The following is a 26010-nucleotide window of genomic DNA, read 5'->3' as shown; positions in this document are numbered from 1 at the left end:
TATTATACACAAAATACACTACAAAAAACTTTTTCAATTTAATTACGAACAATACTTTGAAATAAACTGTTTACTCATTTGTTGTGTTCGTTCAATAATTGCTTCATCAGAAAACGTTGATAAATCAAAGTTATTCATAAAAATTTTTGTAGTTTCTGAATTACTTTTTTTATAAACCGATTCTTTATATTTTATACGTTGAGAAGCAGTTGATAGAGTGTCTTTAAGTTTTTCGCATTCATTATTCAAATCATTTTCCAACATGATGAGATTACCAACTGCATGATATGGATTACCGTGAATGTTATCTTTTCCATATTCTTTATCCATTATATGTTCTATGGAAGCCGATTTATTAATCTTATTTCCTTCTAACTGACGAAGAAAATAAGTACATAGTAAGTTCATGTTTTTCTTTTCAGTATTACCGTTTCTTAACCGATCTAAATTAAAATATATAGTATCAAAATTATTTGATAAAAATTCCGAAAAAATATTATTAGAAAGTTCATAATACTTTACAAATGTATCTTTATCAATAATACGACTAGAATATATGAAAAGTTCATCATGAAGCTCTTTATATGCTTCTTTTATTTCAACGTTATTAGAATCAATACAAACATTTAATAGTCCAATAAAATAAAAATCATTCAGTAAGTCAATCCATTTTTTCAAATCATTGGGTTTTATTATTTTTTTTGAATAACAATTGTAAGTTGGTATTAAGAAATAAACAAAGCTTTCCAACTCACATGATGCCGACACATCATATAGTATTTTTAAATTTTTACTATAAAATGGCCAATTGTCATTTTTACCAATAAGAGAAAAATCACTATCGATTAAGGACTGGTATGAAGAATTTATTTTATTTAATTCTCCTAGTAGCTTTTGGATTTTTTTCCTTGCAGAGTTCTGACCTTGTTGCTGAAACTCTTCATTAAAAATGTCTGGTAAGTCCTGTTCGTCTGGTAATTTTTTGTCATAATCGCCTAATGGTGAAGAATTATTTACCGCACGTTTCCCGTTTATGATAAAAATAGCATACTTATAAAATGTCATAAAATTAACATTTTGAGTATTATCTTGTAACTTATTCCATAAATCCAAAACGATTTCTTTATGAGAGAGCTTATCCAATTTAACCTTTTTCATAATATTATTTTTTAAACGATCAACATTGGTAAGAGGCATTCCCTTAAAGTTTATATCCGAATAAATCTGATATGCATCCTCATCATTATCCATTGTTAACTCTATTATCGATGAATGCTGAATTTGAATATATAAAGATACTAACCAATCCACTCGACTTTTAGCATTTCGGAAATTCCCACTTGCTATATATTCTTTGATTTCGTTTTTCATCGTTTTATATGCAGAATAATATTTTTTAGCTTGTGGATTTGCTGATAAGAAAGCTTCAAGATTCGTATCATCACAAACATTTTGGTTCATATCTGATGCATAAAGTATGTTTTCAAAGAATTTTTGCTCAGCCTGAATATGTGGCAATATAACAAAACTAGCCTCACCAGTAGTTGTTTTATTCGTTAAAATCTCAGTGATTCTATCAGCAATACGATTAGCAAGATTTAACGCATCTTTATTAATACGTAAATTTGACGCGTAGTCTACTTTCAAAATATCTCTAATAACAACTAAAAGAATTGAAATTGAAATAAGACGTTGCTGACCATCAACGATATAAAGTACTCCGTCTTTCTTATCCTGTTCATTAGCAAACGTAATAACAGTTCCTAAAAAAAAGAAATTTTCATTAAATTTCTCACCAAATAAATTATTTTTTGATTCATGGACATGCGAAATAAAATCAGAAACAAGCAACCTTTGTTCCTCAGTCTTCCAAGTGTACTGTCTCTGAAAATCAGCAACTCTATATTTTTGTCCTTTATTAAAAATCTGTTCAATATTAATTTGATTAAACCTTGGCTCGATATTAGTCATTAGATATCCTTTAATTCTATGCTATTTTAAGTATTAAATTTAATTACTCTAATTGATTTATTCTAAGAAAAATCAATATATTTATTATTTTTAACATAATACAAATCTTTGATTATTTAAATATGGCATTCAAACTCTGAATGCCGCTTATAATAAATCTAAATATTTAATTCTCAGCTAAACAGTCACAAATATGTAACAATAGAAATAATTATACTATAATTACTTCTTTAATTTAGAAAAATTACTATTCTATTCAACTATGCATTCCAAGCACAAAACTAAAATCGAACTAACAAAATCCGCACACAAAAAAAGACGACACTTCCGTGTCGTCTTTTTTATTTAACTTAGGCCTTGTGAGCAGCTGCGTAGCTCTCTGAAACAGGCTTCGTCACGATATCATTAACTTCACCCAACAAAGTGTTCAACACTTGTTCAGCTGACATCAAATTCTTAATCTTTTCGTCGGCCTGTACTTCCTTAGCAGTTTCGTCCCATTCCTTTTCTTGTTCAGAAGTAGGAGTCTTTTGTGCCTGCATCATTTGTTGTACAGTCATTTGAATCGTTTGGAACTTCTTAAAGAGGTCCTTTGACGTTGCGTCGTCTTGAACCGCATTAAAAGCAGATTCCCATGCTTGATATTGCTCAGTTTGAGTCAAAACCTTTGCCATTTCGTTGGCGTTATCGTAAATATTTACTGACATGTAATCGATCCTTCCTTTTCTACAAACGGCCTCTTTATTCTAAGAGAACCATCCAGTAACAGTATCCCACACTTTATTAGCGCCGGCAACTGTTGTGTTAATTCCATTTGAAATGTTATCTACTGCATCGTTTGCCCAAGAGCTTGATGAGCCAGACGATGACTTCGAGGACGAAGTTGACGTGGACTTATTGGCATCCGTCACTGAGAATGACGTTTCTTCCGTGTTTGGAAGAATCTGTCCCATTGACGTCTTTACCAAGTTACCAATCGTGGCCATCAACCCAATTGGCAATGAACTTGTTGTATTACCTTCAAGCCCTTCCCAAGAAACTTGCACAACATCGTTGGTATAGGCAACCGCCCATGAATCCTTTGATGAATTTGAGTTATTGGTTGAGTTAGGATTTTCCGTCGTACCGGTCTTACCAGCAATGGTATAACCGGATGGCGTTGCACCCTTTCCAGTTCCATTGGTATAAGTACCAAGCATCATCTTCGTCATTTTGTCTGCAACAGACTTAGAAATCAACTGCGTCTGCTTAGCCTTTGGCTTAGCCACAATCGTCTTACCCGTTGAATCAACAATCTTGGTAATGTAATGGGCTTCGGACATCTTTCCACCATTGGCAAAAGTCGTGTAGGCCGATGCCATTTGCTGTGGTGATACTCCCTTGGTCAAACCACCAAGTGCTAAGGCGTAGTTCTTATCGGATGAAACCAAAGGTAATCCGAACTTCTTACCCCATGAGTACCCGGTGTTGACACCCAACTTATCTAGCAAGTAAACAGCTGGAATGTTGTAAGAGTGCTCCAAGGCTTCGTACATCTTCACGTCACCAGTTTGAACGTTCAAGGCGTTGTTTGGTGAGTAGTTGTTCGTACCAAAGTTCATCTTCTTGTTAGGAAGCGTTGAGTTGATTGAGTAACCGTCAAGAAGCGCTGGCGTATAAACAACCAATGGCTTAATGATAGAACCTGGCTGCAACTGTGATTGCGTGGCACGGTTAAAGCCTCGGTAAGTATGGGTCGTCTCACGACCACCAACCACGGCTCGAACACCACCAGTGTTGGCGTTCAAAACAATCGTTGCGGCCTGGGCCTCGTTTTGATTACCGAAGAGTGCGTTCTTCTGGTAATCGTTTTGCAGATTCTCCTGATCCTTTTGGTTCAGGGTTGTATAAATCTTATAGCCCTTGTTCATAATATCTTTTTCAGTCAAGCCATAGGTGTTAATGGCTTCGTTAATGACTGAATCAAAGTACCATGGGTAACGGTAAGATTCATCACCAGAATAGTTATCCTTCAAGGTGATGTCGGTCGCCTTGGCTGCCAATGCTTCACTGTGAGAAATCTTCTTGTTCTCGTACATTGTTTGGATAACCAAGTTACGACGCGACTTAGAACGGGTTGGGTTATCAATTGGGTTAAATCCAGAAGGATTCGTCAACATACCAGCCAAGGTTGCCGCCTGCTCCGTATTCAATTCAGAAGCATGGATACCGAAGTACTTCTCGGAAGCATCCTCGACACCCCAGACCCCGTGACCAAACCAAGCGTTGTTCAAGTACATCGTGATGATGTCATTCTTTGAATAGGTTTTTTCAACCTGAACGGAGAGGAAGATTTCCTTAAACTTTCGTGTAAAAGTCTGCTCCTGTGTCAGGTAGGCGTTCTTTACCAACTGCTGGGTCAGTGTTGAACCACCACCAGAAATCGTATCCGAACCAGTCAACTTGTTCTTAAAGAGCAAGAAGGCCGCACGGGCTAATCCCTTAAATGAAAAACCATGTTCTTTATAGAAGTTCCGATCTTCAATTGAAAGAACGGCGTTTTTCATCGATGGTGAAATCTGGTTGTACTTCACATAAGTTCCCTTTTGTGAGTACAAGGAACCAGCTTTATTCCCAGAATTATCATAGACATCCGTTGTCTGTGATAAGGAACTTTGCAAAGACGAAACGTGGGCCGTCTTTGCGTTAAAAATTCCATAGGCAGAAGCCGCTAAGAAGATGGTCATGAAGATTAAGATGATTAATCTTCCCAACTGGTAGCGATTCCAAACTGGCGATACTTTTTGCCAAAAGGCTGTGTGTTTCATTGAAATATTCGTTTTCATTTGTATTCCTTACAGCCAAATGGCCGAAATAGCATTAAAAACTCAAGTAGGAAATGAAATGCTTACATTTCCTTTGGTGCTTTCACACCCAAGATTGACAAAGAGACCGTCAATGTTTCAGATACCGCTGCAACCAATGCTAAACGGCCGTTCTTGTTAGCATCATCAGCCAAAATCTTTGAATTAGCGTAGTACTTGTTAAAGGCACGGGCCAATCCCAAGGCGTACTTAGCAATCACAGATGGTTCACGGTGTGCAAAGGCACGGCGAACCGTATCTGGGAAGGCGTTCAAAGATGTAATGATGTCCCAGGTAGCGGCATCATCAAGGGTAATGTTATCAGTATCAACAGCTACTCCTGCCTTGCGCAAGATTGATTGCGCACGGGCGTTCGTATATTGAACGTAAGGTCCAGTATCCCCTTCAAAACGTACGACTTCGGCAATGTTGAAGTCAAAGTTGTTCGTACGATCGTTCATCAAATCATGGAAGACAACCGCACCGGCACCAACTTCTTCGGCAACCTGGTCCTTGTTGGCCAAGGATGGGTTCTTTTCTTCAATTTGCTTCAACGCTAATTCGTGGGCATCGTCCAAGACATCCTTCAACAAGACCACGTCACCCTTACGAGTTGACATCTTCTTACCGTTGAAAGTAATCAAACCAAATGGAATGTGTTCAACATCATCAGCCCATGGTAGGTCCAACAAAGTCAAGACAGCCTTCAACTGTTGGAAGTGCTCGCGCTGTTCCCCACCAACCACGTAGAGTGACTTAGCAAAATTGTAGGTATCCTTACGGTACATGGCTGCGGCCAAATCACGAGTCATGTAAAGAGTAGCCCCATCGGAACGCTTGATCATCGCAGGCGTCAAGTTTTCGTTAATTGGTGAAAGGTCAACGATTTGTGCTCCCTGTGATTCTTGCAAGAGCTTCTTGTCTTCCAAGGCCTTCACAACACGGTCCATCTTATCGTTGTAAAAAGCTTCCCCGTTAAATGAATCAAAAGTGATTCCCAAACGGTCATAGATTTCGGTGAATTCCTTCAATGATTCTTCACGGAACCATGACCAAAGCTTGTGGGCTTCAGGATCACCGTCTTCCAACTTCTTGAACCAGGCACGTCCTTCATCATCCAAGGCTGGGTTTTCCTTGGCCTTTTCGTGGAATTCCACGTAGTACTTTAGCAAAGTCGCGATTGGGTCGGCCTTTACTTCGGCTTCTGAACCCCAAGTCTTGTAAGCGTAAATCAACTTACCGAACTGTGTTCCCCAATCACCCAAGTGATTAATCTTCACTGGCTTGTAGCCGTTCTTAGCTGATAAGTTCGCCAAGGCGTTCCCAATCACCGTTGAACGCAAATGTCCCATTGACATTGGCTTAGCAATGTTAGGTGAAGACATATCCAAAGCGATGTTTTGTCCTTCACCATCTGAGTTTTCACCGTAGTTGATGCCGGCCTTCAAGACCTTCTTCAAGGTGTCCGCCGTTACTTGCTTCTTATCTAAGAAGAAGTTGACATATGGGCCAGTGGCAACGACTTTTTCAAAGCCTGACTGATCAATCTTTTCAACCACGTCGGCTGCAATCATCTGAGGGGCCTTACGCAACACCTTTGCCAAGGTAAAGGTTGGGAAGGCCAAGTCACCCATGCTTGAGTCCTTGGGTGCTTCCACCTTATTTGCGATTTCTTCTTCACTTAGTTCGGGGAGTACAGCCTTTAAGGCTGATACAACTGCTTGCTTTTCTGCCATATTGTTATCCTCTTATCTTCAAAAGCAGGACCCATCTCTACATATTATCTGAAGAGACGAGCCCTGCCCGCGGTACCACTCTAATAGTCAGCTAGGCCAACCACTTTTGTTTGATTCACTTGTACAAAAGAAAAAGCGGCGCGGGTCAGGGGTAAGCTCTGGCTCACACTAGCGCCAGAGTCACTGGATTCTTACAATCCTGCCTTCTTCTTTTTCTATTCTTTCTCAGCTGGTGCTTCTTGAATGACTTCAACGTCGGCCATTCTCACCACACCACGGTGATTCATTTCGTTAACAGCTGGTTGATCAGCTGGATCGTTTTCGATGATTTCGACAAGCAAAGCGTTGTCGTAAACCTTCTCGACTTTTCCAGTGAAAGGCTTTTCCAAGTTACCATAAGCGGGTGCCAACAAGACATCCCCTACATGGTACTTAGCTGCTTGTTCTTCGTCTGTCTTTGCCATGAAAGCCTCCGATTCCTTATTAGGTACATATTATACCACAATTACTGCCCGTCTAGTATGGTGACTAATTGCTGAATAATGTCTTCTGCGATAGCTGTTTTTGACTTAGGGCCAATCTCAATTGGCACCTGGTTAGCCTGGATTAAAGTTACCTGATTGGTATCCTTATCAAAGCCTGCAGAGGGCGCCAAAACATCGTTGGCAACAATCATATCGGCCTGCTTAGACTTCAACTTTCTCTCGGCATTTTGCAGCAGGTCGTTTGTCTCGGCCGCAAAGCCAATCACAACCTGACCGGGCTTCTTCTGCGTCCCAACCGTCTTTAAGATATCTGGGTTTTGAACCAAATCAAGGGTGAGATGGCTGTCTGAGCTGGTCTTCTTCACCTTTTTATCAAAGGGCTTTTCCAGTGCAAAGTCGGAAACCGCTGCGGCCCCAATAAAGGCGTCCGCATCAAGCATCGCTTCTTCAACCGCTTTCAGCATTTCCTTGGCGGAAGGTGCGAGAACTAAATGAATAGCCGCTGAGCAATCACGCTTTGTCGCTGCAATGAGCGTGACATCCGCACCCGCAGCAAGCGCCGCTTCGGCTAGGGCATAGCCCATCTTGCCTGATGAACGGTTGGTTAAGAAACGGACAGGATCGATGGGTTCCTTTGTTCCTCCGGCAGTCACAACTACTCGACGGCCCTTTAGAGGCTGGTTGTCAAAAGCATCCCGACTGTCTGCACCGTCAGCAGCAAGCGCTTTTCCCGTTGTGGACACAATCTTTTCCAAATCAGCTAAGCGGCCCTTGGCCTCATAACCTTCGGCCAGGAAACCAGTTTCCGGTTCGACCATTGTCCAGCCATCCGACTGCAAGGTTTGTAAGTTTCGCTGAGTAGCAGGGTTGGCCAGCATCTGCTCGTTCATGGCTGGTGCCATGACTTTTACAACTGCGTTTGACGCCAAAAGAGTTTCGTTCAGTACGTTGTCAGCTATGCCATTGGCCACCTTGGCCAAGCTATTGGCCGTGGCAGGTGCTAAGACGATAGCATCGGCCCAACGTCCCCAGGCAACGTGCTCCACTGAAGCAGCATTTTCTCGACTAACATCAGTCAAAACATCCTGCTTGGATAAAATACCCAACGTCTTAGCTGGAATGAAGGATTCAGCAGTCGCCGTCATGACGACTTTGACGTTCGCCCCAGCCTTCACGTACAAGCGAACCAGTTCGGCTGCCTTATAAGCGGCAATGCCACCGGTCACAGCCAGCAATATGTTCTTTTCTGCTAATGATGAGCTCATATTAGACCGTAAACTTTCCTTCTTCAAGTTCCGTTTTGCAGTTCTTCACAACTTGGAAATCACCGATGTATGGCGTGTCAACGCCATTCACCTTTTGGTAAGGATCCTCACCCTTACCAGCCACCACGACGAGGTCATGTGGGCCAGCTAAGTTGATTGCTTCGCGAATGGCCTGAATGCGGTCCATTTGGAAGTGTAGCTTTACTTCAGGGTTAGTAATGGCATCGGCAATCGTTTGACAGATATCCTCTGGCTTTTCAAAGGCAGGATCATCAGCGGTCAAGAAGACTTGGTCAGCCTGCTTTGACAAGACTTTGGCAAAGTCAAGACGGCGCGAAACTCCCTTGTTACCGGGAGCCCCTAATACAACGATAACTTCTCCCTTGGGTGACTGTCCCTTAGCAAAGGCCAAGAGCGCGTTCAAAGAAGCGAAATTGTGGGCGTAATCCACGAAGGCCACCCCGTGTCCAGGAAGGCTCATTGAAATCATACGACCAGGAATTGTGACTTCATCCAAGCCCTTCTTCATGGCTGAATGATGAGCACCAGCAAGGGCCGTCATCATCAAGGCCGCCGTGGCGTTTTCTTCGTTGAAATCACCAGGTAGGTTCAAGCGGTAAGAACTAGCGAGTTCCTTAAATTCAGGCAACTTGGCCCAGTCTTCAACCGTAAAGTAAGAGTCGTGCAGTTCCGTCTTGTCTGAGTGAAACTCAACCGTGTCCTTTAGGTCAGGTAAGAGACTAGTGGCCCCTTCCCGGTTGTAAGTCCAGACGTTTTCGTGCTGTGAAGCAGCGCGTTGATAAACTTCATCGAAGTGGTCCATCCCCGCATTAATAATCACTTGGTCTGAATGGTCAAGCAGCATTTCCTTGTGTGCTAAATAATCGGCAAAAGTGGGATGTTCGTTTGGCCCGATGTGATCAGGTGAGATATTTAAGAAGATGCCCACGTTATAACGGAGCCCGTAGACACGATTCTTCAAATAGGCCTGTGAAGAAACTTCCATCACCAGATGGGTCATTCCCTTGCTTACCGCACGGGCCATATCCTTATAAAGTTCATAGGATTCCGGTGTGGTCAAATCGGATTTTTTACTGTCCTCTGGCTTTGGCCCAACGATTCGGTTAACCGTTGAAAAGAGCGCTGTCTTTCCATTGGTTTCTTCCTTCAAAATGTTGTAAGCAAAGTAGGCCGCCGTCGTTTTCCCCTTGGTCCCGGTGATGGCACCAATCCAGAGCTTCTTCTCTGGGTAATCGAAGAAGGCCTGAGACAAAACGGCAAGCGCCTTCTGCGTGTCATTCACTAGCCAAAGTGGGATATCCAAACCGAAGTCATCGCTTGCAACCATTCCACTGACACCCTGAACGTCATCCAAGTAAGAGGCTTTAAAGGCACCCTTGGCAACGAAAAGTGTCTTTTCTTTGACCTGCCGTGAGTCGTAGTGTAAGAAGTCAAAGTCGACATCAACCGATGGACCTTGAACCAATAAATTCTGGTCCTGCAAGAGGGCCGTCACTTGTTTTCCTGATAATTTCATAGTGCCTTTATTATAGCATAGGAATGCCAGTTGCAACCTTTCTGAGCAAACAAAAAAGGCTGGCCGTTGCCAGACTTTTTAAAGAATTTAATTCTTTTTCAACATTGGTTTTAAGACAATTGGTGTAAAAATGGTCGTTAATAGAATAACCAGTACCATGGCTGCATAGATATCATGCTTTAACAGGTGGGCAGCTAGCGCCAAGTCCGCAATTACCAGGGCCATTTCGCCACGGGAAACCATCCCCACCCCAACGATGTAGGCCGGCTTTTTGTCCATTCCCGCCAAACGGGCACCAACCACTGGCCCTAACCACTTGGTCAAAATTGCGAAAATAGTCATCAAGACAATCAGCACGATGTGCTGCCCTTGACCATCCCAGGAGACTTTTAAACCAATGTTCACGAAGAAAATCGGAATAAAGACAACGTTGCCGACCAGTGTCATCCCGTGTTCGATTGACTGACGCCCCTTCATTCGGCTAAAGAGCAAGCCCAGTAGAAAGGCAACAATGGCGCCTGATAGTCCAACGAACTCCGCAAAGTAGGCACTCAACAGGATCAAGGCAAAGACCACTGTTAACACTAGTCCAGGTTGTGGAATCTTGGATAGAATCGGCAGAACCTTTGGCAAAGCCCAGTTTAACAAGAAAAGCAGACCGACCAAGTAAAGAACCATCCCCACAATCATAAGTGGTAGGCTCAAGTGCTTGTTATCCCCCACCCCGAAGCTTGTTTCAAAAATCGTCCACATCAAAACAGCAAGGATATCATCAATAACCGCTGCTCCAAGAATGGTTGATCCGGCCTCCGACTTCAGCTGCTTGTACTCCGTTAGAATCTGAGCCGTAATGGAAACAGAGGTTGCTGAGAAAAGCACACCCCAGAGTAAGGCCTGCTCGTTTCCATAACCCAGGACATGTCCAAAGATATAAAAGACTGTAAAGGGTGTCACCACCCCGGCCAGTGCGACCGAAAGCGACTTTTTAAAATGCTGCTTCAGCAAGCCCAAATCCGACTCGATTCCGGCTAAGAACATCAGCAGGAGCACACCGATTTCGGCCCAGTGTTCCGTGATACTGTTGGCGTTCAAAAAGTGAAAACCAGCGGGCCCCAGTAATAATCCGGCCCCAATCTGGCCAACCACTGCTGGTAGACCCATTCGTTCCACTAACCATGCCAAAAACAATGCTGCCAAAAGCATACTTGCTAAGATAACTCCTGCCATAAATTCTCCTTATTTCTGCAACCAAAAAGGCCGCGCCCAAAGACTCGCCTAACTCCCCCGTTAGGCAAATCCTTGAGTACGACCTCAACCAAATGTAATTAACTTAATTCTTAGTATACCATAATCGAAATTAACGGTCCTCGTTTTTCACAAGGTCCCCCACGTGCTCATCTAAGATGGCACGTACTTCATCCGTTGCATGGGTTTCCATCAACATCTGACGAAGCTGTGAAGCGTGGGCAAAGCCACGCAGGTAAATCTTGAAGTAACGCTTCAAAGCTTCAAAGTGCTTTGGCGTAACCGTCTTCGTCACTTCATCGAACAAATCAAGCTGCAACTTAAGCAAATCAATTGACTCTGCCAAGGTGTGCTCGGTCTCTTCATGATTGAAGGCGTATGGGTCTTCCAAGACCCCACGGCCAATCATAATACCATCGACACCAGGGTGGGCAGCAGCGATTTCCATTCCCTGCTTGTAGTTCTTGATATCACCATTCAACTGCAAGAGCGTGTTTGGTGAAATTCGGTCACGCATGGCGATGATATCATCGATCAATTCGAAGTGGGCGTCGACTTTAGACATTTCCTTACGAGTTCGCAAATGAATGGTCAACACCTGAACGTCCTGCTTGAAAATCGTTTCCAACCAGTCATGGTATTCCTCGACTTTGTTAAAGCCCAAACGGGTTTTAACGGAAACAGGCAAACCAGATTCCTTGGCTGCCGCAATCAACTCGACCGCTGTATCTGGGTGGCGAATCAAGTCCGATCCAGAGGAGTTTTTAATAACCGTCCCGTCTGGGCAGCCCATGTTGATATCAACGGCTTCGTAGCCCATTTCAGGAAGAAGCTTCGCTGCCCCACCAATGGCTTCAGCCTTTGAACCCCAGATTTGAGCAATTGGCATCTGCTCCCCCGGAGCGACTGCCAAACGGCCTTGAATGGAGAACTTTGCTTCTGGATGAACCATGGAAGCAGCGTTCGTAAACTCCGTGTAGTACACGTCGGGACCACCGGCCTTTGCAACCACGCGACGGAAAATCGTGTCCGTTACGGCTTCCATTGGGGCCATTGAGAAAAAGGGACGTGGATTGCCCTGTTCGTCTTTTGCAGAATCAACAATATTTTGCCAGTAGGCTGACTTTGCTTGTCGCATATTGCACTCCTTTACGGCCGCTTGGGCCAAACGTCAAATTAACCTATACATTTTAGCATGATTTATCCCCCACCACAAAGGAAGCTGACTAGACCATGTGAAATAAAAAAGCCCGCCTGGCGTACTTGCCAGACAGACTTTTGAAATTTATTTACTAAGGCCGGCCTTTTCAATCAAGGCTTTAAAAGTTCGACCACGATCATGGTAGACAACCGCCTCTTCAACTGGCATTTCAGAAAGTGATTTCCCGTTTTCTGCTAAAAGCAAATCAGTGATACCACCCAAATCAGGGCCAGGATGAAGTTCCCGGGCCATTCGAACGCCACCTCGCTCTGCAGCGACTGTGACTTTTCCATCCGGTGAACAAAGCGCCATCGTAGATAAGAAGTAAGCCCCGCGCTGTTCATCGGGGATGTCTTTGTAGAGGTCCAAAAGGTAATCATTCACCTCTTCGTTTCCATGCAGCCCCAAAGAGGCAAACTCGCGGGAGGCCGTCACACCAAAGCGTTCCGGAAAGGCTTCCAAAAAGAAACCCGTATCGTCCGCAAGAACCCATTCATTGGGCAGGTGTTCGTGGATAAAGAGTGCCTTTTGCTCGGCGTTCTCCTTTTGACTAGTCGTACTTTCTGCTGGAAAGGACAACTTCTCGCCCAAAACGTCCACGTAGGATACTAAATCAAAACCAAAGAGCTTGGTAAACTTCGCCATTTCTCTGGTTTTTGCTTTGTTATTCGATGCAAATACTAAACGCATTCCTTTGCCACCCTTATAGATTTAGATTTTCGTACAGCTTTACCTTCGTCACTTCACCAGCATACAAAGTTTTCTTTTCGCCGTCTTCTAATTCTAACGCTAAACCGGCCTGGTCGGAAATTCCTGTGACTTTTCCCTTCACAACATCCTGTCCAACCTGAATCGCGACCATCTGATCGACTAGCAAGGATCGCTTGCGATAGTCAGGCAAGTAGGACCCATCTTGGTAATGATTGTTCATTTCAATCAATGCCAAAGTCAATCGGGCCAAAAGGAAGTTCCAGTCCACTTCCGCTTCTGAATCATCTAAAACAGAACCAGCCTTTTGCGAAATATCTTCCGGATAGTCAGCAGGCAAGACGTTCACAAAGAATCCCAAGACCAGGGCGTTATACTGCTGCGTTTCCATATCGAAAACCGCCTCAGTGATAATGCCCCCAACCTTGTGCCGCTTCACGATTAAATCGTTCACCCACTTCAGTTGGACATCGAGACCTGGAAAGCTTTCTTCTAGAACGTTAGCAATCACATCCGCAGCCGAGGTTGTTAACAAAGAAGGAATTAACTCCTTCTTTTCATCAATTGGCAATGACAGTGAAATATATAAGCCATGGTCCTTTGGTGCAAAGAAGGCACGTCCCCGCCGACCGTATCCGGCGCCCATTGTACGCGCCGTGAAGATGGATGGATAAGGACTAGGGTTCTTCGCTAAGTAATCCTTTGCAAAAGTCTGAGTGGAACCAATTTCATCGAAGACTCGAATGGTATCGAACTGCTGCTTACCATGACTCAAAGCACTCAGATAACTTTCAGCAACCCGCGCATCCACGTGGTCAGAAGAAAGGTAGGCATAGCCCATCTTCTTCTTGGAAACAATTCGATGGCCATCTTTTTGTAAGGACTTAATCGCCTTCCAAACCGACTCCCGTGAAATGGATAATTCGGTCGCCAACTGGTCCCCCGAAACGTAAGAACCAGCCTGCTTGGCAAGTGCGCTCAAGACGCGATCCTTTGTCTTTACCTTTGTTTCAACCATCGAATCTCTCCAAACTAATAAGTCGACTTACTTAAACATCTTTTCTGGTAAAGCCTTCGCAACAACCGTTGCAATGAAGACCTTCAAAATGTCACCTGGAATGAAAATCATGTTAGCCATGTATGTCTTCCAGAAATCCATGTGTGCTGAAAGAGCTAACCAACCAGCTCCCATTCCATAAACAACAACTACATCAATAATAAAGATTAATACAAAAGATTGGAAGACGCCAGGACGATTTTGTCCTTCTTTTTTAGGCCAGACCAATGACAAAGCCGCAAAGATCATTGGTTGGAAAAGCCAAGCCCAGATGTATCCGGCTGTTGGCCCAACCAAAATGGCAGCACCACCGTGCCCACCTGTTAAAACTGGCAAGCCCAAGGCAATCATAATAATAAAGACAGCCATCACCATCGTTCCACGGCGTGCACCAAGAACCAAGGTAATCAACATTACCCCTAGGTTTTGGACAACGACTGGAACTGGTAAGAACCCTAAAGTCATACCGGGCACCATGGCAAAAACAATTAGGAGGGCCAAAAAGACGGCCTCCAAGGTCAAATCACGTACTCTCATGTTCTTCATAAACTCTCTCCTTGTTTTTGAGTAACCTAATTATATTTAAAAGGGTTACTTTAAGTCAAGAGAAAAATAGCAAAAAAAAAGACCAGCACCTGGTCCCCTTCTTTTCCAGCATCAATCACGTTCTTTAATCGTAAAGGAACGCTTCTTCTGATTGCCTGATTTTTTACTCTCAGTATTTTGCTTTGATGGCTGAGTGTTTGTTTTTTGTTGACGCTTACCCTGCTGTTCTTGCTGAGGGTTGGCAGTCTTAGAACGGCGGTGGTTACGACGTCGATTTTGACGTTTAGGCTTTGCATCACCAGCCTCTTTGACCTTTGACCTTTGATCCTTTTGTTCTTTTACTTCAGAATCCGCCTTCTTGTTTTCCGTCCGCTTTCGTTCGGTAAAACGGTGGCGACGCTTATTATTCTTATTTGTCTTCTGCTGTTCGTCTTCTTGCCCAGCACGTTTCTTTGGCCGGTTATTACGGTTTGAATGCCCATTCTTTTTAACCGGACGCTTCTTAGCGCTTTTCTTTTCCTGGGCCTGCTGCTTCTGCCGCTTTTCCTTTTGCTCCTCTTCCCACTCAGTTAAGTAGTCGCGCTCCTTAACAGGACGGAAGGAGGAATTTTGGCTTTGCAAAATAAAGTATGGCGCTCCAAAATTCACTGTTTCGTATAGGTAATCGGCCAAGGTATTAATTTTTTGGTCAGCAGATACCTCTCGCTCTTCATGGTAGAAGCCACGCAATCGTAACTGACCAGCAGACAAATCACCAACAATGTAGTCATACTGTTTCAACAAGGGCGTGTATCGCAAGGCCATCCCTTCCGTCGTAAAAGCCTCCTTGAAGTTATCCAAGAGTGTCAGCTTTAGACCGTCAATTTCAATCTCGTCACCGATACGAGAAACCTGGTACTCCGATTGCCGGCGCAACTGTTGTTCAATTGTTCTATCTTTTAACGTAGCGTGATCCATGCGTTTACTTTAAGCGATTGGTGCAATCGCCTCTTCCTCTAATTTTTGATAGTAATCAGCCATCATTTCTCGTAGAAAGACATCCAGAGAAATTTTAGCCGGTGCTTCATCGAGCATCGTAAAGAAATCCAACCAGCGGTAGTGGTCTAAGGTTGCAACTTGATAGTTTTTATCGTCCTGAACAGTCTCACCCATATAAGTCAACTGATTGGATTCATCGTAATCTAGTCCGGTCGTCAAGAACTTTCCAAAGACTTCACCGCGGAAGCCAGAACCCTTGATTCGCTGGGTCAATAGCTTATCCTTCTTAGCATTGTACTCAGCCATCCAGTCCTTTAAATCCTTACCCGAAAGGGTTAGAAGCATCGGCTGGATGGTATGGGGCATATCCTTTAAGAATGTATATTTACTCTTTGGCCCCGCTGGTAAATCGGTCAGGAATAAACCAGTCGAACAAATGGCAACGGGCAGGTGATAAAAATTCTGCAAAGCCTTCAAACAATCGGGCCCCTGCTCTTCCTTTGTCACCTCTGGTTCATAGGAGGTAACCATTTCAGTCGATTCTTTATCAATTCCCGCCTGGTTAATCATCGAAACGGCTTCATTATCTAAGAGCTCTGCTGGCAAATCAGCCGTTTTATGAGCCTTGGCAACCACCGATTGCACCTTGTGCTGATCATCGACTTCAATGGTCACTTCCCCAACGTATTCCCCGTAACGACCAGCGGCCGCTAGCCAGGTCCCATTCTTCAATTCACCCTCAGGTAGAACGTGATGGGTATGGGCCCCAAGAATGAAGTCAATGTCGTATTTCTCAGCCAATTCACGGTCAGTTGGCAAACCGAGATGTGACAACAAAACAACCAAATCAGCTTTTCCACGCATCTCAGGTAAGTATTGGTTCAAAACATCCTCAGGGTCTTCAGGAAACCAGCCCAATGATTGGTAGGTTTCCTGGTATGGCGCCGTCATGCCGATCACCGCAAGCTTCGTTCCCGCCTTTGATTCATAGACTTTGTAAGGTTTCGCCCACTTTGGCTGACTAGTGTCATCCCTTTCTTTCATGTTGGCTAAAATCACGTCAAAGTCGGCCTTGTCATACAAGTGTTCGAGCTCTTCGTGTGGCATAACCAGCCCTTCGTTGTTACCAATCGTGCCAGCGGTGTACTTCGCCTCATTCATGATATCAATGTTGGCTTTACCAAGTGTCGCATCGGTTAGCGGATGTAAGCGATCAATGGCATCACCGATATCGAAGCGAAAGACCGTCCCGTTTTTAGGGGTCTCCTTCAATAAGAAACGTTTAATCTTGGGCCAGGGTCCAAAATGTGAGTGCATGTCATTGGTGTGTCGTAATTGAATAGTTTCCATCGCTAACCTCCTTTTTCTATCTTAACATTATTTAGATGTCTTTCTCTGGAAAATAAAAAAGTCTCCGACAAACAGAGACTTTTCAATCAATTTTTTAACGGTCAATGACAATCAAGTCCTTAGGAAGACCAGCGGTCAGGTTTTCATGACCATCTTCCGTAACTAAGATATCGTCTTCGATACGTACGCCACCCTTACCAGCAAGGTAGATACCAGGTTCAACAGTCAACAAGTTCCCCGCTTGAATTTCATCGGATGAACGAGCAGAAAGAACAGGACCTTCGTGAATATCCAATCCAGCTCCGTGGCCAGTCGCGTGGTTGTAGTAATCACCGTAACCTTCACCAGCAATGTAATCGCGGGCTACGCGATCAACTTCAGCCGTTGATAGTCCAGGCTTAATAACGTCAATGGCATCTTCATTGGCCTGCTTAACGATGCCGTAAATCTTCGTCAATTCAGGGTCAATTTCACCCATGGCAAAAGTACGCGTAACGTCAGATGTGTAGCCATCAACGTAGTAACCAAAGTCAATGGTGACCAAGTCACCCTTTTCCAACTTCTTATCAGTTGCAGTACCGTGTGCCATCGCAGAACGGGCACCAGAGGCAACAATGGTATCGAAGGATGGCTTATCAGCACCAAATTCCTTTTGCAAAGCGTCCAAACGGTTGGCTACCTCACGTTCTGTCATGCCAACCTTTACTTCTGTAATCAATTGGTTAAAGGCCTTTGTAGAAGCTTCGGCAGCCTTACGCAAGGCATCGGCTTCAACATCATCCTTCACTTCACGCAATGCCTCCACGGCACCAGGAACGGCATCAAATGAAATGTTAGCTGGTAACAAATCATCCATCAATTGATAAGTTGAGAATGGCAACTCTGCTTCAAAGCCGAGCTTTTCAACGCCAAATTCAATTAATTGCTTGACTGCTTCACCGTAGTAGTCACGGGTAACATGCAAAGAAACTCCTTGTGGCAATGAGTTAACGTATTCGTTTTCATAACGGGCATCAGTAATTAGAGCCGCATCGGCAAGGGAAACAACCACAACGCCATCCCCTGTTCCACCAGTGAAGCCTGTTAGATAACGCATGTTTGAACCATTGGTAATAATCATACCTTGCAAGTCCAACTGCTTAATCAATTTCTGCAGCTTTGCAATCCGCTTTTCATAGAATCCCATTTTCTGCCTCCTGTTTTTATCTCTTTTGGCCATTGTAACATAGATTTGTTTTAAATTAAGAATATTGACTGTCAAATTAGGACAGAAAGAATTTTTATGATGAAAATCTAATTAAATGAAAGCACAAAAAAAGCAGGCAATGCCTGCTTTTCAACGATTTAGGCCTTAGCCATTTCGTTGTATGCTTCCCGAGTATAAACGGAAACTTGACGCTTGTCGCGACCCTTACGTTCGAACTTTACAACGCCATCAGTCAACGCGAAGAGCGTATCGTCGTTACCACGCTTAACGTTAACACCTGGATAGATGTGCGTTCCACGTTGGCGGTAGATGATTGAACCGGCAGTCAAAGCTTGACCGTCAGCAACCTTCGTACCAAGACGACGACCGGCTGAGTCACGTCCGTTGGCAGATGATCCACCACCCTTGTGGTGGGCAAAGAGTTGTAAGTTATCTTGATTCATCAACATAAGTCTATTCTCCTTTTACAGTGATGATTACGCGATTGAATCAATCGTCACGCGCGTGTATGGTTGGCGGTGTCCCTGCTTCGTGTGGGAATGCTTCTTAGGACGGTACTTGAAAGTAACAACCTTCTTTTCCTTACCTTGCTTTTCCACAGTTGCAGTGACCTTTGCACCTTCAACAAAAGGTGTACCGATCTTTGAATCAGTCAACACTACTTGGTCGAAGACAACCTTGTCTCCTTCTTGAGCGTCCAACTTTTCAACAAAGATGGTATCGCCTTCAGCGACCTTGTATTGCTTGCCGCCAGTTACAATAATTGCATATGCCATTATTGAATTCTCCTTTTATACTTAGACTCACCAGTACGAGGCGGTTCAATGAACTTTCTTATACCTGCACTGTGTGGTTGTAGCTGCGCTAACAACTGTTTAATTATAGCAAGGAATGTTCGGAATTGCAATTTTTAAGGCTTTACCTTCCGCTCTTACGGAATTTAAGGGGTATTCTCACCAGATTCCACTCCATTATCTTACCGCTCTTTGCTTTGTGCAACCTGTTCAACTGAATCCGTCACTTTCTCTGGATTACTTAAGGGCACGTAAAAGTCAAATAAAGATTGCGCAGACTTCTTTGTTCGACCGGAGGTTCCCTTCCACAATGATTTAAATTCAATCACTAAATCTTCTGCAGAAAAAGGCATCCCCTCTTCTAACCAAAGGGCAACCGCCGCGAAGAAAGCCGCTGTCATCATTTCCCACTGAAAGACAATCCGCGTTTTCAAAGCACTAGAACGGAGATTTTGTAGGGCAACGTCACGTCGTTTCCGTAGCTCTTCCATTAGAGCAAAAAGCAGGTCCGTATTTTTATTATGATTAAAGACCTCATGATAGAAGTTGGCTTCCGCTGCTATCTTCTTCACAACTTCATAACAAACAAAACGTTCCGTGTTCTCAGACAATAAATCATGAATCAAATAGTGATTGACGTCGTTAATTAAATCATTCTTGTTACTGTAATGCCGGTAAAAAGTCCCCCGTGTTACATGGGCCTCTTCCAACAACTCTGAAATCGAAAACCGATCCGATTCAGCTAAAAGATTCATGGTAGCCGTTCTCATCACTTGACGCGAACGTATGACACGCGCATCCATTGCTTTACTCATTCACTTGAACTCCTTCTTATAAATTTAATACCCCAAAAAGCTCTTTTTCAATTTGAGTATAGCAAGTTATTTTATTAAGAAAATAGCTAAAAAAATAAGGAAGCAAAAAAGGTTGAAAAATTGTCATAACTAACAATAATCCAACCTTTTATTCAATGAATTTATAATAAATTTCCGAAGAAATTATTTGTTATTTGCTGCCTTCATGGCACGTGCCCATGGTGAGAAGAACAATCCAAGAACGTCGTTTCCAAGATACAAAATGTAGGTTGCAAAGAGAACCCAGTTGGCATCCCCTTGCAAAGCAGTCAATCCCCAAAGGGTAACCGACATAATGCCCTGCAACGTCCACATCCAGTACTGTGAACGATACTTTGAAATGGTCAACACCGCACCAGTAATACCAATTGTGGCTGACAAAGCATCAATGACTGGACGTGGTGAAATCAAAACGTTTGTGTCCATTGCGTACAATAGAATGAAAGCAACTACAGCGGTTACCGCTGCCAAAACCCAGCCATGGTTATCCATTACTTTGATTTTACGATTCTGCCAAGCATTTCCAAAGAACATAAAGTTCAAATCCAAGGTGATTAAGTAAATCATCTGCATCACGATGTCAGAATAGTTCTTTGAATGAAAGGCAACGATTGAAATCAAGACCGCTGAGATAAATCCAAGCAATCCGTTGATTCGGCGGTTCGCCGTAATCGCCAAGGTACAAGTGAAACCGATTGCACCACCAAGCATTGACATCACGGACAAGTAATTCAAGCCGTGAGCCAAACCAGTTGAAATAATAACAACCAGTCCAACTGCTAGCCAAATATAAGATAAACGGTCCCAACCAGAGAACCCTTCCTTGTAGTATGACCAAGTGAAAATTTGCTTCATGTTCTCTTTAACTTCAGACCATGTGAAGCCGTTCTTTGTTGTGTTTTCTGCCATATCCTTCTCCCAAAACCTCTTTAGAATCTTCATCCTAAAGAATTATTCATGAACGTTTCCAAATAGATTGACCATAACCACTCCCATGACTAAGAAAGTCAACCCCAGAACCGTTTGCCAATTCAAGCTTGCTTTAAAGATTAACACGCTCAAGGCGGTAATGATTAGTATACCACTGGCACTCCAAATCGCGTACGCCAAATGCACGGGAATTGTCTTCACAACAACCGCCAACAAATAGAAGGACACACCGTAACATCCCAACGTTACAACCGTTGGGATGATTTTGGTAAAACCATTGGTCTGTCCAATTAGAGCGGTCCCAGTTGTTTCAGCAATTACCGCCAAAGCGAGGTAAAAATAAGCAAGCATTTGAATCTCCTTTACTAGAAAATAGTATCCTGGATTTTGGCAGATAACAAGTGAAATTTTCTTATCATTTTAATTGCAATACAGATACATGAAAACAGTATATTAACTTTTTAATAACAATTCCCTTTTCTAGCTTTCTAACCCCATTTTTGCTAAAATAAGACGTATTCGTTTTTAACACATGCGCTGGTAGCTCAGCTGGATAGAGCAGCCGGTTTCTACCCGGCAGGTCGAGGGTTCGACTCCCCCTCAGCGCACTATCAAAGGTCCAAACCGCTAGATTAGTTTGGGCCTTTTTTCTATGCATTATTAGATAAACTACAATAACTTTCGTATACTCCGGTTTGCTTTTTCATCTAAAATCAATACAATGGAATTGTCTAATTCTTTTAGAATCAACCCACTTAAAAGATAATCAAACACACATTATATTGAAAGGCTTTCCAATGGTTAAATATAACTTTATTGTTGCTTCAGCCCGTATTGAAACTGAGATTTCACTACCCGTTCGTCCACAAATCGGCGATGTCATTTCTCTTTCACTTGGCGTCTCAAGTCCCCACTACCTGGTTCACCGCGTGGAACTCTTTGCAAACTCTGATATCGTGAACGTTCACGTACAACGCTTCCCTGATCAGCTTTCAGCAAAACTTGCCATCGACGGTTTCCGAAACACCCGTAACTTCTTGCGAGAAGACGACAAATAATCAAACAAAAAAAGCAGCGCTCATTCATTTGAGTGCTGCTTTTTTATTTTAAAAGTGAGCCTTAATCTTATAGATTGGCTGACCCTTTGCAAGGAACTTTTCCTCGTATTCGGTCTTTACATTGCCTTCGACTTTATCGGCGTCAGCATGCAAGTCCATCGTATAGTCTTCGGCTGTCCAACGCATACCGAAGTTCATGAATGAAACGAGTGAGTACTCGAATAGGTGACGGTTATCCGTCTTAAATTCCACTTCTCCACCGTCTGGCAAAACTGCCTTATAAGATGCCAAGAAGGACTTATAAGTTAAACGGCGGGCCTCGTGACGGGTCTTTGGCCATGGATCGGAGAAGTTCAAGTAGATCTTCTGGATTTCAGCCTTTTCGAAGTATGTTTCAACCCCGGAACCGTTTCCGTAAAGGTAACGCAAGTTAGGCAAGATACCCACTTGGTCAAAAGACTTACGGGCCGCGATGGCAACGGCAGTCTCTTGAATTTCCATTCCGATGTAGTTAATTTCAGGATGAGCCAAAGCCATTCCCAAAATAAACTGCCCCTTACCAGAACCAATTTCAACGTGAATTGGTTGTTCCTTATCGAACAAGTCCTGCCAGTGTCCTTTTTGTTCCTGGGCACGGGTCTGGTCGATAACAAGGTCAGTATGTTCCTCAAGCCAAGGCTTTGCCCATGGTTTTGAACGTAAATGCATAAGAATTCTCCTAAACTGTTTTATTTTTTAGATGTGGTTTGTGATTGAAAAATAAGAAGCATCAATAAGCTTGCCAGTAAGGACGCGCCCCCTGCCTGAATGCCAGAAAAGATAGTAATCAAGGCAACCAGTAGGATGGCAAAGGACATTAAGAAAGTCTGAACGGCACCATTAAAGCTTTTTCGTCTGTCAGCCAGGTTGGGTGACAGCAAGTTGTTCCAGAGAACACGCTCCGACTGGTCAAAAACCGGCCAGAGTTGACGGTTCGCAATGTAAAGAAAAGCAACCATCAAAGCAGCCTGTAAATACCAGGCCTGATTTCGTATAGTATACAGTAAAACGGCCACTAATAGGAACTGTCTTACAATCAAATTTAAGGCCGACTGATTTCGGATCATTTGCCGTATTGCAAGTGCCTTCATCGGACTCTTTGAAAAGGATACCTGCTTCAGAAGCGAATCAAGATAAGCCCGCCGCTTAATCACAACACCCTGTCCAGGAACCTGAGCAAAGAGTGCAAAGAAGCGGTAACGACGATTATTCATCTGTTCAGCCTGATTGATGGCCCAATCCCAGTTAACCGTTGGCTCCTGCTTGTATTGATTAAAACGTACCTGATTATATTCATATCGAATATGACCATACTTCATCGCTAGTAAAAGAAATAAAATGACGACAAGCCAGATGCTCTTTAAGCCCGTTTCCTTTAGTATTGGCAGTGCCAAAACAAAGAATACCAGCTGAATCCCCATTCCAACGAAGAGTGACCGATGGTAGGCTTTGGGCAAGTAATTCTTAATTAAGTACTGGTCCGCTCCAAGTATGAAAATGCGGTCCGCTGCTTTCAGATTTGTTTGAAGATGTCCTAAAAATAGGCCCATGGCAAACCAGACAACGGCCAATACCTGCCAGGCAGTGACCCCAGTTCCAAAGAGCGTCAATGGTTGTCCCTGCAAATTGCGGTAAGCCAAGACAAGGGCTCCAAAAGCAATCATCAAGAAAACCAAGAAGTGATCGTTGAACAAGAGCTTCATGTAACGGGTCGTTTCAATCTGCTTTTGTTCACTTCGAATCTCATAAAGATTCGATAATTGAATTTTCTGCTTTTTTGAACTCATGAGAACAAATCATCCAAATGATCAACCGTTAACTGCCGTGATGTTGCCAAACCTTCAGCCGACCCAAAATAAGTCATTTCCCCGTCTTCTAAAAGTGCAAAGTCATCGACGTAATCAGCAGCTTGAGCAAGCAAGTGAGTTGTCAGCAAAACCGCCGTTCCATTGTCTGCTTTCTCTTTCATTAAAGTAATCAATTGCTTTTGGGCCAAAACATCTAAACCAAGGAAGGGCTCATCAATCACAAGCAGCGGTGTGTCCAATGCAAAAGCTGCCACCAGCATCACCTTCTGCTTCATCCCCTTTGAAAAGTGCTGAGGCAACCAGTGCCCCTTCCCATCCAAGCGGAAAAGCGCTAATAACTCCTGGACCTTGTCCCAGTGTGCGGCATCGTCCTGTTGATGAGCAGCCAAAACAAGATGTAAGTGCTCGTCAAGTGTCAATTCATCATATAGGACTGGCTGTTCTGGAATGTAAGCCAAATTTCTCTTATATTCTGCTGGATTTGCCGTCAAAGTCTGGCCATCAAGCGACAGTGAACCAGCCAGTGGTTGCTTTAAACCAATGACCTGTTTCAAAGTCGTGGACTTACCAGCACCATTCAGACCAATCAGGCCAACAATTTGTCCTTCTTTGACAGAAAAGCTTAAATTTTTAACAACTGCCTGGCCTGCATAGCCGGCAGAAAGGTTCTTTATTTCTAATCCCATATCTTTATTATACCAGGCGTCATTCGCTTTGATATAATAATAAGTAGAAAAAACGATAAAGGAGTGCTTCTAATGGCAGATATTTTTGACAAGATTATTGCGGGTGAAATCCCTTCCTACAAGGTCTATGAGGACGAATACGTTTTGGCCTTCTTGGATATTTCACAGGTAACACCAGGGCACACCCTCTTAGTGCCAAAAAACCACGTGGATAACATCTTTGATTATGACGAAGCAACAGCTGAACACGTTTTGTTGACTTTACCAAAGCTGGCCCGTGCCATCCGCGCAACCAACCCTAAAATTACAGGAATGAACATCTGCTCAAACAATGGTGTTTCAGCCGGTCAAACGGTCATCCACTCACACTGGCACTTGATTCCACGTTACGACGATGACAACTTGAACGACACACTCGCGCCAACGATTGATCATTCTTCTGAATATACAGAAGCCCGTTACCAAGAAATTGCAGATGATATCAAGAAAGCGTTATCTTAATGGCAATGACAGGAATTAAACGTATGATTGCCCGTTTTAAGGAAATTAACACCCTACAAAAGCGTGCTAAATTTCAAACGGCTGTCTTAAAAAAAGCGGTAGAAGGTAGCAAAAAAGACGTTGCCGAAATAGAACGCGACGTTAAACGTTTCACCTTTAAGAACCAGGCTCAAATTGATCGTATTAACGAGACTTTAGCTAAGCACAAGAAGTAATTCAAACAGCTCGATACGAAAAGCGTTTGAATTATCATAAACAAGAAAGGACCGACCCACATGCATCGTAAAATAATCTGGGTGGTCATTGCCCTTGCCTTCGTTTCAGGACTAACCTACTTAGCTGTTAGCGGAAGCAAGACTTTGGTAACGACCGATAACGGAAAAATCACACAGTCTGAATACTACGATGAAGTGAAACAATCATCCGCCGGCCGTCAAGTCTTTGCCCAAATGGTTATTAACAAGGTATTAGACAAGAAATACGGTAAGGAAGTGACCGCTTCATCAGTCAACACACAGTACAACACGCTTCGCGCCCAATACGGTGACAGCAAGTTCAAGCAGTACCTTTCACAGTCAGGTATGACCGAGAAGCAGTACAAGCAATCACTCCGTGATAAGCAAGTCATGCAAGCTGCCGTCAAAGCCAACTACACCATCTCAGCCGATAAATTAAAAGAAGCCTACGAGAACTACGTACCCGATACCAAGATTTCCTTGATTTCGGCTAAGAGCGAAGATGATGCACAGGCAGCCATCGACGCCTTGGATTCTGGCGAATCATGGGACGACGTTTACAAGCAGTATTCACAGACCAACTCAGCGGTTTCTGGAACTGGTCAAATGGCCGCCTTTGATTCAACCAACACCAACGTTGATTCAGAGATTCGAAAGGCTGCCTTCAACCAGGATAACGGCGTCTACTCTTCCGCGCCTGTTAAGGGTTCTAACGGAACTTACTACGTTGTCCGTACCGATTCAATGGCCGATAAGCCAGCGCAATCAAAGGTTGAACAAAAGTTGAAGGATAAGTTAACCAACGACTTTATCAACGATACCAACAACCAGGATGCCATGAAGAAAATCATTGGTAAGTTGCTCAAGAAGGCAAATGTCAATGTAAAGGATTCTGATTTGAAGTCTGCCCTTTCTGGCTACTACACTGCAAGTTAATGAAACAAAATAAAAAGCGGTTCGATTATCTTAATCGAA

The 26010-nt window shown here is 43.5% G+C and carries 27 protein-coding genes, 1 tRNA gene and 1 other annotated feature; of the genes, 5 read left to right on the top strand and 23 right to left on the bottom strand.

The genetic code is table 11. The features are described from left to right. Positions 1 to 42: 42 nt before the first annotated feature. The 20 genes from BMZ93_RS01525 to BMZ93_RS01430 form a co-directional block, all read right to left on the bottom strand. Positions 43 to 1971, bottom strand: coding sequence for a DUF262 domain-containing protein (locus tag BMZ93_RS01525; RefSeq protein WP_091501481.1), 1929 nt, complete (start codon positions 1969 to 1971; stop codon positions 43 to 45). Positions 1972 to 2321: 350 nt separating this feature from the next. Next, positions 2322 to 2678, bottom strand: coding sequence for a YlbF family regulator (locus BMZ93_RS01520; protein ID WP_091501479.1), 357 nt, complete (start codon positions 2676 to 2678; stop codon positions 2322 to 2324). Positions 2679 to 2717: 39 nt separating this feature from the next. Next, complete coding sequence (locus BMZ93_RS01515; protein WP_244269328.1) at positions 2718 to 4796, bottom strand: PBP1A family penicillin-binding protein; 2079 nt, start codon at positions 4794 to 4796, stop codon at positions 2718 to 2720. 62 nt (positions 4797 to 4858) lie between these two features. Next, positions 4859 to 6550, bottom strand: coding sequence for an arginine--tRNA ligase (argS, locus tag BMZ93_RS01510; RefSeq protein ID WP_091501477.1), 1692 nt, complete (start codon positions 6548 to 6550; stop codon positions 4859 to 4861). A gap of 215 nt (positions 6551 to 6765) precedes the next feature. Then, positions 6766 to 7014 carry a hypothetical protein gene (locus BMZ93_RS01505; protein ID WP_091501475.1) on the bottom strand — a complete coding sequence of 83 codons (249 nt, stop codon included), beginning with the start codon at positions 7012 to 7014 and terminating at the stop codon, positions 6766 to 6768. 41 nt (positions 7015 to 7055) lie between these two features. Beyond that, positions 7056 to 8300: a bifunctional phosphopantothenoylcysteine decarboxylase/phosphopantothenate--cysteine ligase CoaBC gene (gene coaBC, locus BMZ93_RS01500; RefSeq protein WP_091501473.1), complete on the bottom strand. Its 1245-nt coding sequence runs from the start codon at positions 8298 to 8300 to the stop codon at positions 7056 to 7058. A gap of 1 nt (position 8301) precedes the next feature. Then, positions 8302 to 9837 carry a UDP-N-acetylmuramyl-tripeptide synthetase gene (murE, locus tag BMZ93_RS01495; RefSeq protein ID WP_091501471.1) on the bottom strand — a complete coding sequence of 512 codons (1536 nt, stop codon included), beginning with the start codon at positions 9835 to 9837 and terminating at the stop codon, positions 8302 to 8304. Between the two features lie 87 nt (positions 9838 to 9924). Beyond that, positions 9925 to 11064: a cation:proton antiporter gene (locus tag BMZ93_RS01490; protein WP_091501469.1), complete on the bottom strand. Its 1140-nt coding sequence runs from the start codon at positions 11062 to 11064 to the stop codon at positions 9925 to 9927. A gap of 130 nt (positions 11065 to 11194) precedes the next feature. Next, the gene (locus BMZ93_RS01485) at positions 11195 to 12220 is read right to left on the bottom strand and encodes a tRNA dihydrouridine synthase (RefSeq protein WP_091501466.1); all 1026 of its coding nucleotides are present in this window, start codon (positions 12218 to 12220) and stop codon (positions 11195 to 11197) included. Between the two features lie 147 nt (positions 12221 to 12367). Beyond that, positions 12368 to 12973, bottom strand: a complete 606-nt coding sequence (locus BMZ93_RS01480) for a non-canonical purine NTP pyrophosphatase (RefSeq protein WP_091501464.1) — start codon at positions 12971 to 12973, stop codon at positions 12368 to 12370. A 13-nt stretch (positions 12974 to 12986) separates the two neighbouring features. Then, positions 12987 to 14009, bottom strand: a complete 1023-nt coding sequence (locus BMZ93_RS01475; RefSeq protein WP_091501462.1) for a biotin--[acetyl-CoA-carboxylase] ligase — start codon at positions 14007 to 14009, stop codon at positions 12987 to 12989. 27 nt (positions 14010 to 14036) lie between these two features. Further along, positions 14037 to 14594 (bottom strand): biotin transporter BioY, encoded by a 558-nt coding sequence (locus tag BMZ93_RS01470; RefSeq protein ID WP_091501459.1) that lies wholly within the window; start codon positions 14592 to 14594, stop codon positions 14037 to 14039. A 111-nt stretch (positions 14595 to 14705) separates the two neighbouring features. Further along, positions 14706 to 15551 (bottom strand): YutD family protein, encoded by an 846-nt coding sequence (locus BMZ93_RS01465; protein ID WP_091501457.1) that lies wholly within the window; start codon positions 15549 to 15551, stop codon positions 14706 to 14708. 9 nt (positions 15552 to 15560) lie between these two features. Then, on the bottom strand, positions 15561 to 16922 hold the full coding sequence (locus BMZ93_RS01460; protein ID WP_091501455.1) for a bifunctional metallophosphatase/5'-nucleotidase: 1362 nt from the start codon (positions 16920 to 16922) through the stop codon (positions 15561 to 15563). 94 nt (positions 16923 to 17016) lie between these two features. Then, a complete protein-coding gene (locus BMZ93_RS01455) occupies positions 17017 to 18108 on the bottom strand; it encodes a M24 family metallopeptidase (RefSeq protein ID WP_091501453.1) in 1092 nt (363 codons plus the stop codon). Between the two features lie 158 nt (positions 18109 to 18266). Next, positions 18267 to 18578 carry a 50S ribosomal protein L27 gene (rpmA, locus tag BMZ93_RS01450; protein ID WP_091501451.1) on the bottom strand — a complete coding sequence of 104 codons (312 nt, stop codon included), beginning with the start codon at positions 18576 to 18578 and terminating at the stop codon, positions 18267 to 18269. A 27-nt stretch (positions 18579 to 18605) separates the two neighbouring features. Further along, positions 18606 to 18905, bottom strand: a complete 300-nt coding sequence (gene rplU / locus BMZ93_RS01445; RefSeq protein WP_010690655.1) for a 50S ribosomal protein L21 — start codon at positions 18903 to 18905, stop codon at positions 18606 to 18608. Positions 18906 to 18918: 13 nt separating this feature from the next. Further along, positions 18919 to 18994: a sequence feature (ribosomal protein L21 leader region), on the bottom strand. A gap of 111 nt (positions 18995 to 19105) precedes the next feature. After that, positions 19106 to 19738: a TetR/AcrR family transcriptional regulator gene (locus BMZ93_RS01440; RefSeq protein ID WP_091501449.1), complete on the bottom strand. Its 633-nt coding sequence runs from the start codon at positions 19736 to 19738 to the stop codon at positions 19106 to 19108. A 183-nt stretch (positions 19739 to 19921) separates the two neighbouring features. Further along, positions 19922 to 20686 (bottom strand): nicotinamide riboside transporter PnuC, encoded by a 765-nt coding sequence (gene pnuC, locus BMZ93_RS01435; RefSeq protein WP_091501447.1) that lies wholly within the window; start codon positions 20684 to 20686, stop codon positions 19922 to 19924. A 42-nt stretch (positions 20687 to 20728) separates the two neighbouring features. Then, complete coding sequence (locus BMZ93_RS01430; RefSeq protein WP_091501445.1) at positions 20729 to 21058, bottom strand: DMT family transporter; 330 nt, start codon at positions 21056 to 21058, stop codon at positions 20729 to 20731. Positions 21059 to 21241: 183 nt separating this feature from the next. Here BMZ93_RS01430 and BMZ93_RS01425 point away from each other — a divergent pair. Both BMZ93_RS01425 and BMZ93_RS01420 read left to right on the top strand, forming a co-directional pair. Beyond that, positions 21242 to 21315, top strand: a tRNA-Arg gene (locus BMZ93_RS01425). Positions 21316 to 21504: 189 nt separating this feature from the next. After that, positions 21505 to 21765, top strand: coding sequence for a hypothetical protein (locus tag BMZ93_RS01420; protein WP_091501444.1), 261 nt, complete (start codon positions 21505 to 21507; stop codon positions 21763 to 21765). 48 nt (positions 21766 to 21813) lie between these two features. On the opposite strand, the gene trmB is transcribed toward BMZ93_RS01420, so the two are convergent. The 3 genes from trmB to BMZ93_RS01405 are packed head-to-tail and all read right to left on the bottom strand — an operon-like array spanning position 21814 to position 24298. Further along, entirely contained in the window at positions 21814 to 22473 is a 660-nt protein-coding gene (gene trmB, locus BMZ93_RS01415; RefSeq protein ID WP_091501442.1) for a tRNA (guanosine(46)-N7)-methyltransferase TrmB, read from the bottom strand. Positions 22474 to 22493: 20 nt separating this feature from the next. Continuing rightward, on the bottom strand, positions 22494 to 23591 hold the full coding sequence (locus BMZ93_RS01410; RefSeq protein ID WP_091501441.1) for an ABC transporter permease: 1098 nt from the start codon (positions 23589 to 23591) through the stop codon (positions 22494 to 22496). Then, a complete protein-coding gene (locus tag BMZ93_RS01405) occupies positions 23588 to 24298 on the bottom strand; it encodes an ABC transporter ATP-binding protein (RefSeq protein ID WP_091501439.1) in 711 nt (236 codons plus the stop codon). The genes BMZ93_RS01410 and BMZ93_RS01405 overlap by 4 nt, the downstream gene beginning before the upstream one ends. A 72-nt stretch (positions 24299 to 24370) precedes the next feature. Here BMZ93_RS01405 and BMZ93_RS01400 point away from each other — a divergent pair, with 72 nt between their 5' ends. The 3 genes from BMZ93_RS01400 to BMZ93_RS01390 are packed head-to-tail and all read left to right on the top strand — an operon-like array spanning position 24371 to position 25971. Beyond that, positions 24371 to 24799 carry an HIT family protein gene (locus BMZ93_RS01400; protein WP_091501437.1) on the top strand — a complete coding sequence of 143 codons (429 nt, stop codon included), beginning with the start codon at positions 24371 to 24373 and terminating at the stop codon, positions 24797 to 24799. After that, a complete protein-coding gene (locus tag BMZ93_RS01395) occupies positions 24799 to 25014 on the top strand; it encodes a hypothetical protein (protein ID WP_091501435.1) in 216 nt (71 codons plus the stop codon). The genes BMZ93_RS01400 and BMZ93_RS01395 overlap by 1 nt, the downstream gene beginning before the upstream one ends. 60 nt (positions 25015 to 25074) lie before the next feature. Further along, positions 25075 to 25971: a peptidyl-prolyl cis-trans isomerase gene (locus BMZ93_RS01390; protein WP_091501433.1), complete on the top strand. Its 897-nt coding sequence runs from the start codon at positions 25075 to 25077 to the stop codon at positions 25969 to 25971. Positions 25972 to 26010: the final 39 nt, after the last annotated feature.

Source organism: Fructobacillus durionis (genome assembly GCF_900112405.1).
Taxonomy (GTDB): Bacteria; Bacillota; Bacilli; order Lactobacillales; family Lactobacillaceae; genus Fructobacillus; species Fructobacillus durionis.
The sequence above is the reverse complement of the archived record's forward strand: the minus strand, read 5'-3'. Positions and strand labels throughout refer to the sequence as shown.

Coding starts and splice junctions, on each gene's coding strand:
- BMZ93_RS01525 (WP_091501481.1), bottom strand. CDS start 1,971: ATGACTAATATCGAGCCAAGGTTTAATCAAATTAATATTGAACAGATT.
- BMZ93_RS01520 (WP_091501479.1), bottom strand. CDS start 2,678: ATGTCAGTAAATATTTACGATAACGCCAACGAAATGGCAAAGGTTTTG.
- BMZ93_RS01515 (WP_244269328.1), bottom strand. CDS start 4,796: ATGAAAACGAATATTTCAATGAAACACACAGCCTTTTGGCAAAAAGTA.
- argS (WP_091501477.1), bottom strand. CDS start 6,550: ATGGCAGAAAAGCAAGCAGTTGTATCAGCCTTAAAGGCTGTACTCCCC.
- BMZ93_RS01505 (WP_091501475.1), bottom strand. CDS start 7,014: ATGGCAAAGACAGACGAAGAACAAGCAGCTAAGTACCATGTAGGGGAT.
- coaBC (WP_091501473.1), bottom strand. CDS start 8,300: ATGAGCTCATCATTAGCAGAAAAGAACATATTGCTGGCTGTGACCGGT.
- murE (WP_091501471.1), bottom strand. CDS start 9,837: ATGAAATTATCAGGAAAACAAGTGACGGCCCTCTTGCAGGACCAGAAT.
- BMZ93_RS01490 (WP_091501469.1), bottom strand. CDS start 11,064: ATGGCAGGAGTTATCTTAGCAAGTATGCTTTTGGCAGCATTGTTTTTG.
- BMZ93_RS01485 (WP_091501466.1), bottom strand. CDS start 12,220: ATGCGACAAGCAAAGTCAGCCTACTGGCAAAATATTGTTGATTCTGCA.
- BMZ93_RS01480 (WP_091501464.1), bottom strand. CDS start 12,973: ATGCGTTTAGTATTTGCATCGAATAACAAAGCAAAAACCAGAGAAATG.
- BMZ93_RS01475 (WP_091501462.1), bottom strand. CDS start 14,009: ATGGTTGAAACAAAGGTAAAGACAAAGGATCGCGTCTTGAGCGCACTT.
- BMZ93_RS01470 (WP_091501459.1), bottom strand. CDS start 14,594: ATGAAGAACATGAGAGTACGTGATTTGACCTTGGAGGCCGTCTTTTTG.
- BMZ93_RS01465 (WP_091501457.1), bottom strand. CDS start 15,551: ATGGATCACGCTACGTTAAAAGATAGAACAATTGAACAACAGTTGCGC.
- BMZ93_RS01460 (WP_091501455.1), bottom strand. CDS start 16,922: ATGGAAACTATTCAATTACGACACACCAATGACATGCACTCACATTTT.
- BMZ93_RS01455 (WP_091501453.1), bottom strand. CDS start 18,108: ATGGGATTCTATGAAAAGCGGATTGCAAAGCTGCAGAAATTGATTAAG.
- rpmA (WP_091501451.1), bottom strand. CDS start 18,578: ATGTTGATGAATCAAGATAACTTACAACTCTTTGCCCACCACAAGGGT.
- rplU (WP_010690655.1), bottom strand. CDS start 18,905: ATGGCATATGCAATTATTGTAACTGGCGGCAAGCAATACAAGGTCGCT.
- BMZ93_RS01440 (WP_091501449.1), bottom strand. CDS start 19,738: ATGAGTAAAGCAATGGATGCGCGTGTCATACGTTCGCGTCAAGTGATG.
- pnuC (WP_091501447.1), bottom strand. CDS start 20,686: ATGGCAGAAAACACAACAAAGAACGGCTTCACATGGTCTGAAGTTAAA.
- BMZ93_RS01430 (WP_091501445.1), bottom strand. CDS start 21,058: ATGCTTGCTTATTTTTACCTCGCTTTGGCGGTAATTGCTGAAACAACT.
- BMZ93_RS01420 (WP_091501444.1), top strand. CDS start 21,505: ATGGTTAAATATAACTTTATTGTTGCTTCAGCCCGTATTGAAACTGAG.
- trmB (WP_091501442.1), bottom strand. CDS start 22,473: ATGCATTTACGTTCAAAACCATGGGCAAAGCCTTGGCTTGAGGAACAT.
- BMZ93_RS01410 (WP_091501441.1), bottom strand. CDS start 23,591: ATGAGTTCAAAAAAGCAGAAAATTCAATTATCGAATCTTTATGAGATT.
- BMZ93_RS01405 (WP_091501439.1), bottom strand. CDS start 24,298: ATGGGATTAGAAATAAAGAACCTTTCTGCCGGCTATGCAGGCCAGGCA.
- BMZ93_RS01400 (WP_091501437.1), top strand. CDS start 24,371: ATGGCAGATATTTTTGACAAGATTATTGCGGGTGAAATCCCTTCCTAC.
- BMZ93_RS01395 (WP_091501435.1), top strand. CDS start 24,799: ATGGCAATGACAGGAATTAAACGTATGATTGCCCGTTTTAAGGAAATT.
- BMZ93_RS01390 (WP_091501433.1), top strand. CDS start 25,075: ATGCATCGTAAAATAATCTGGGTGGTCATTGCCCTTGCCTTCGTTTCA.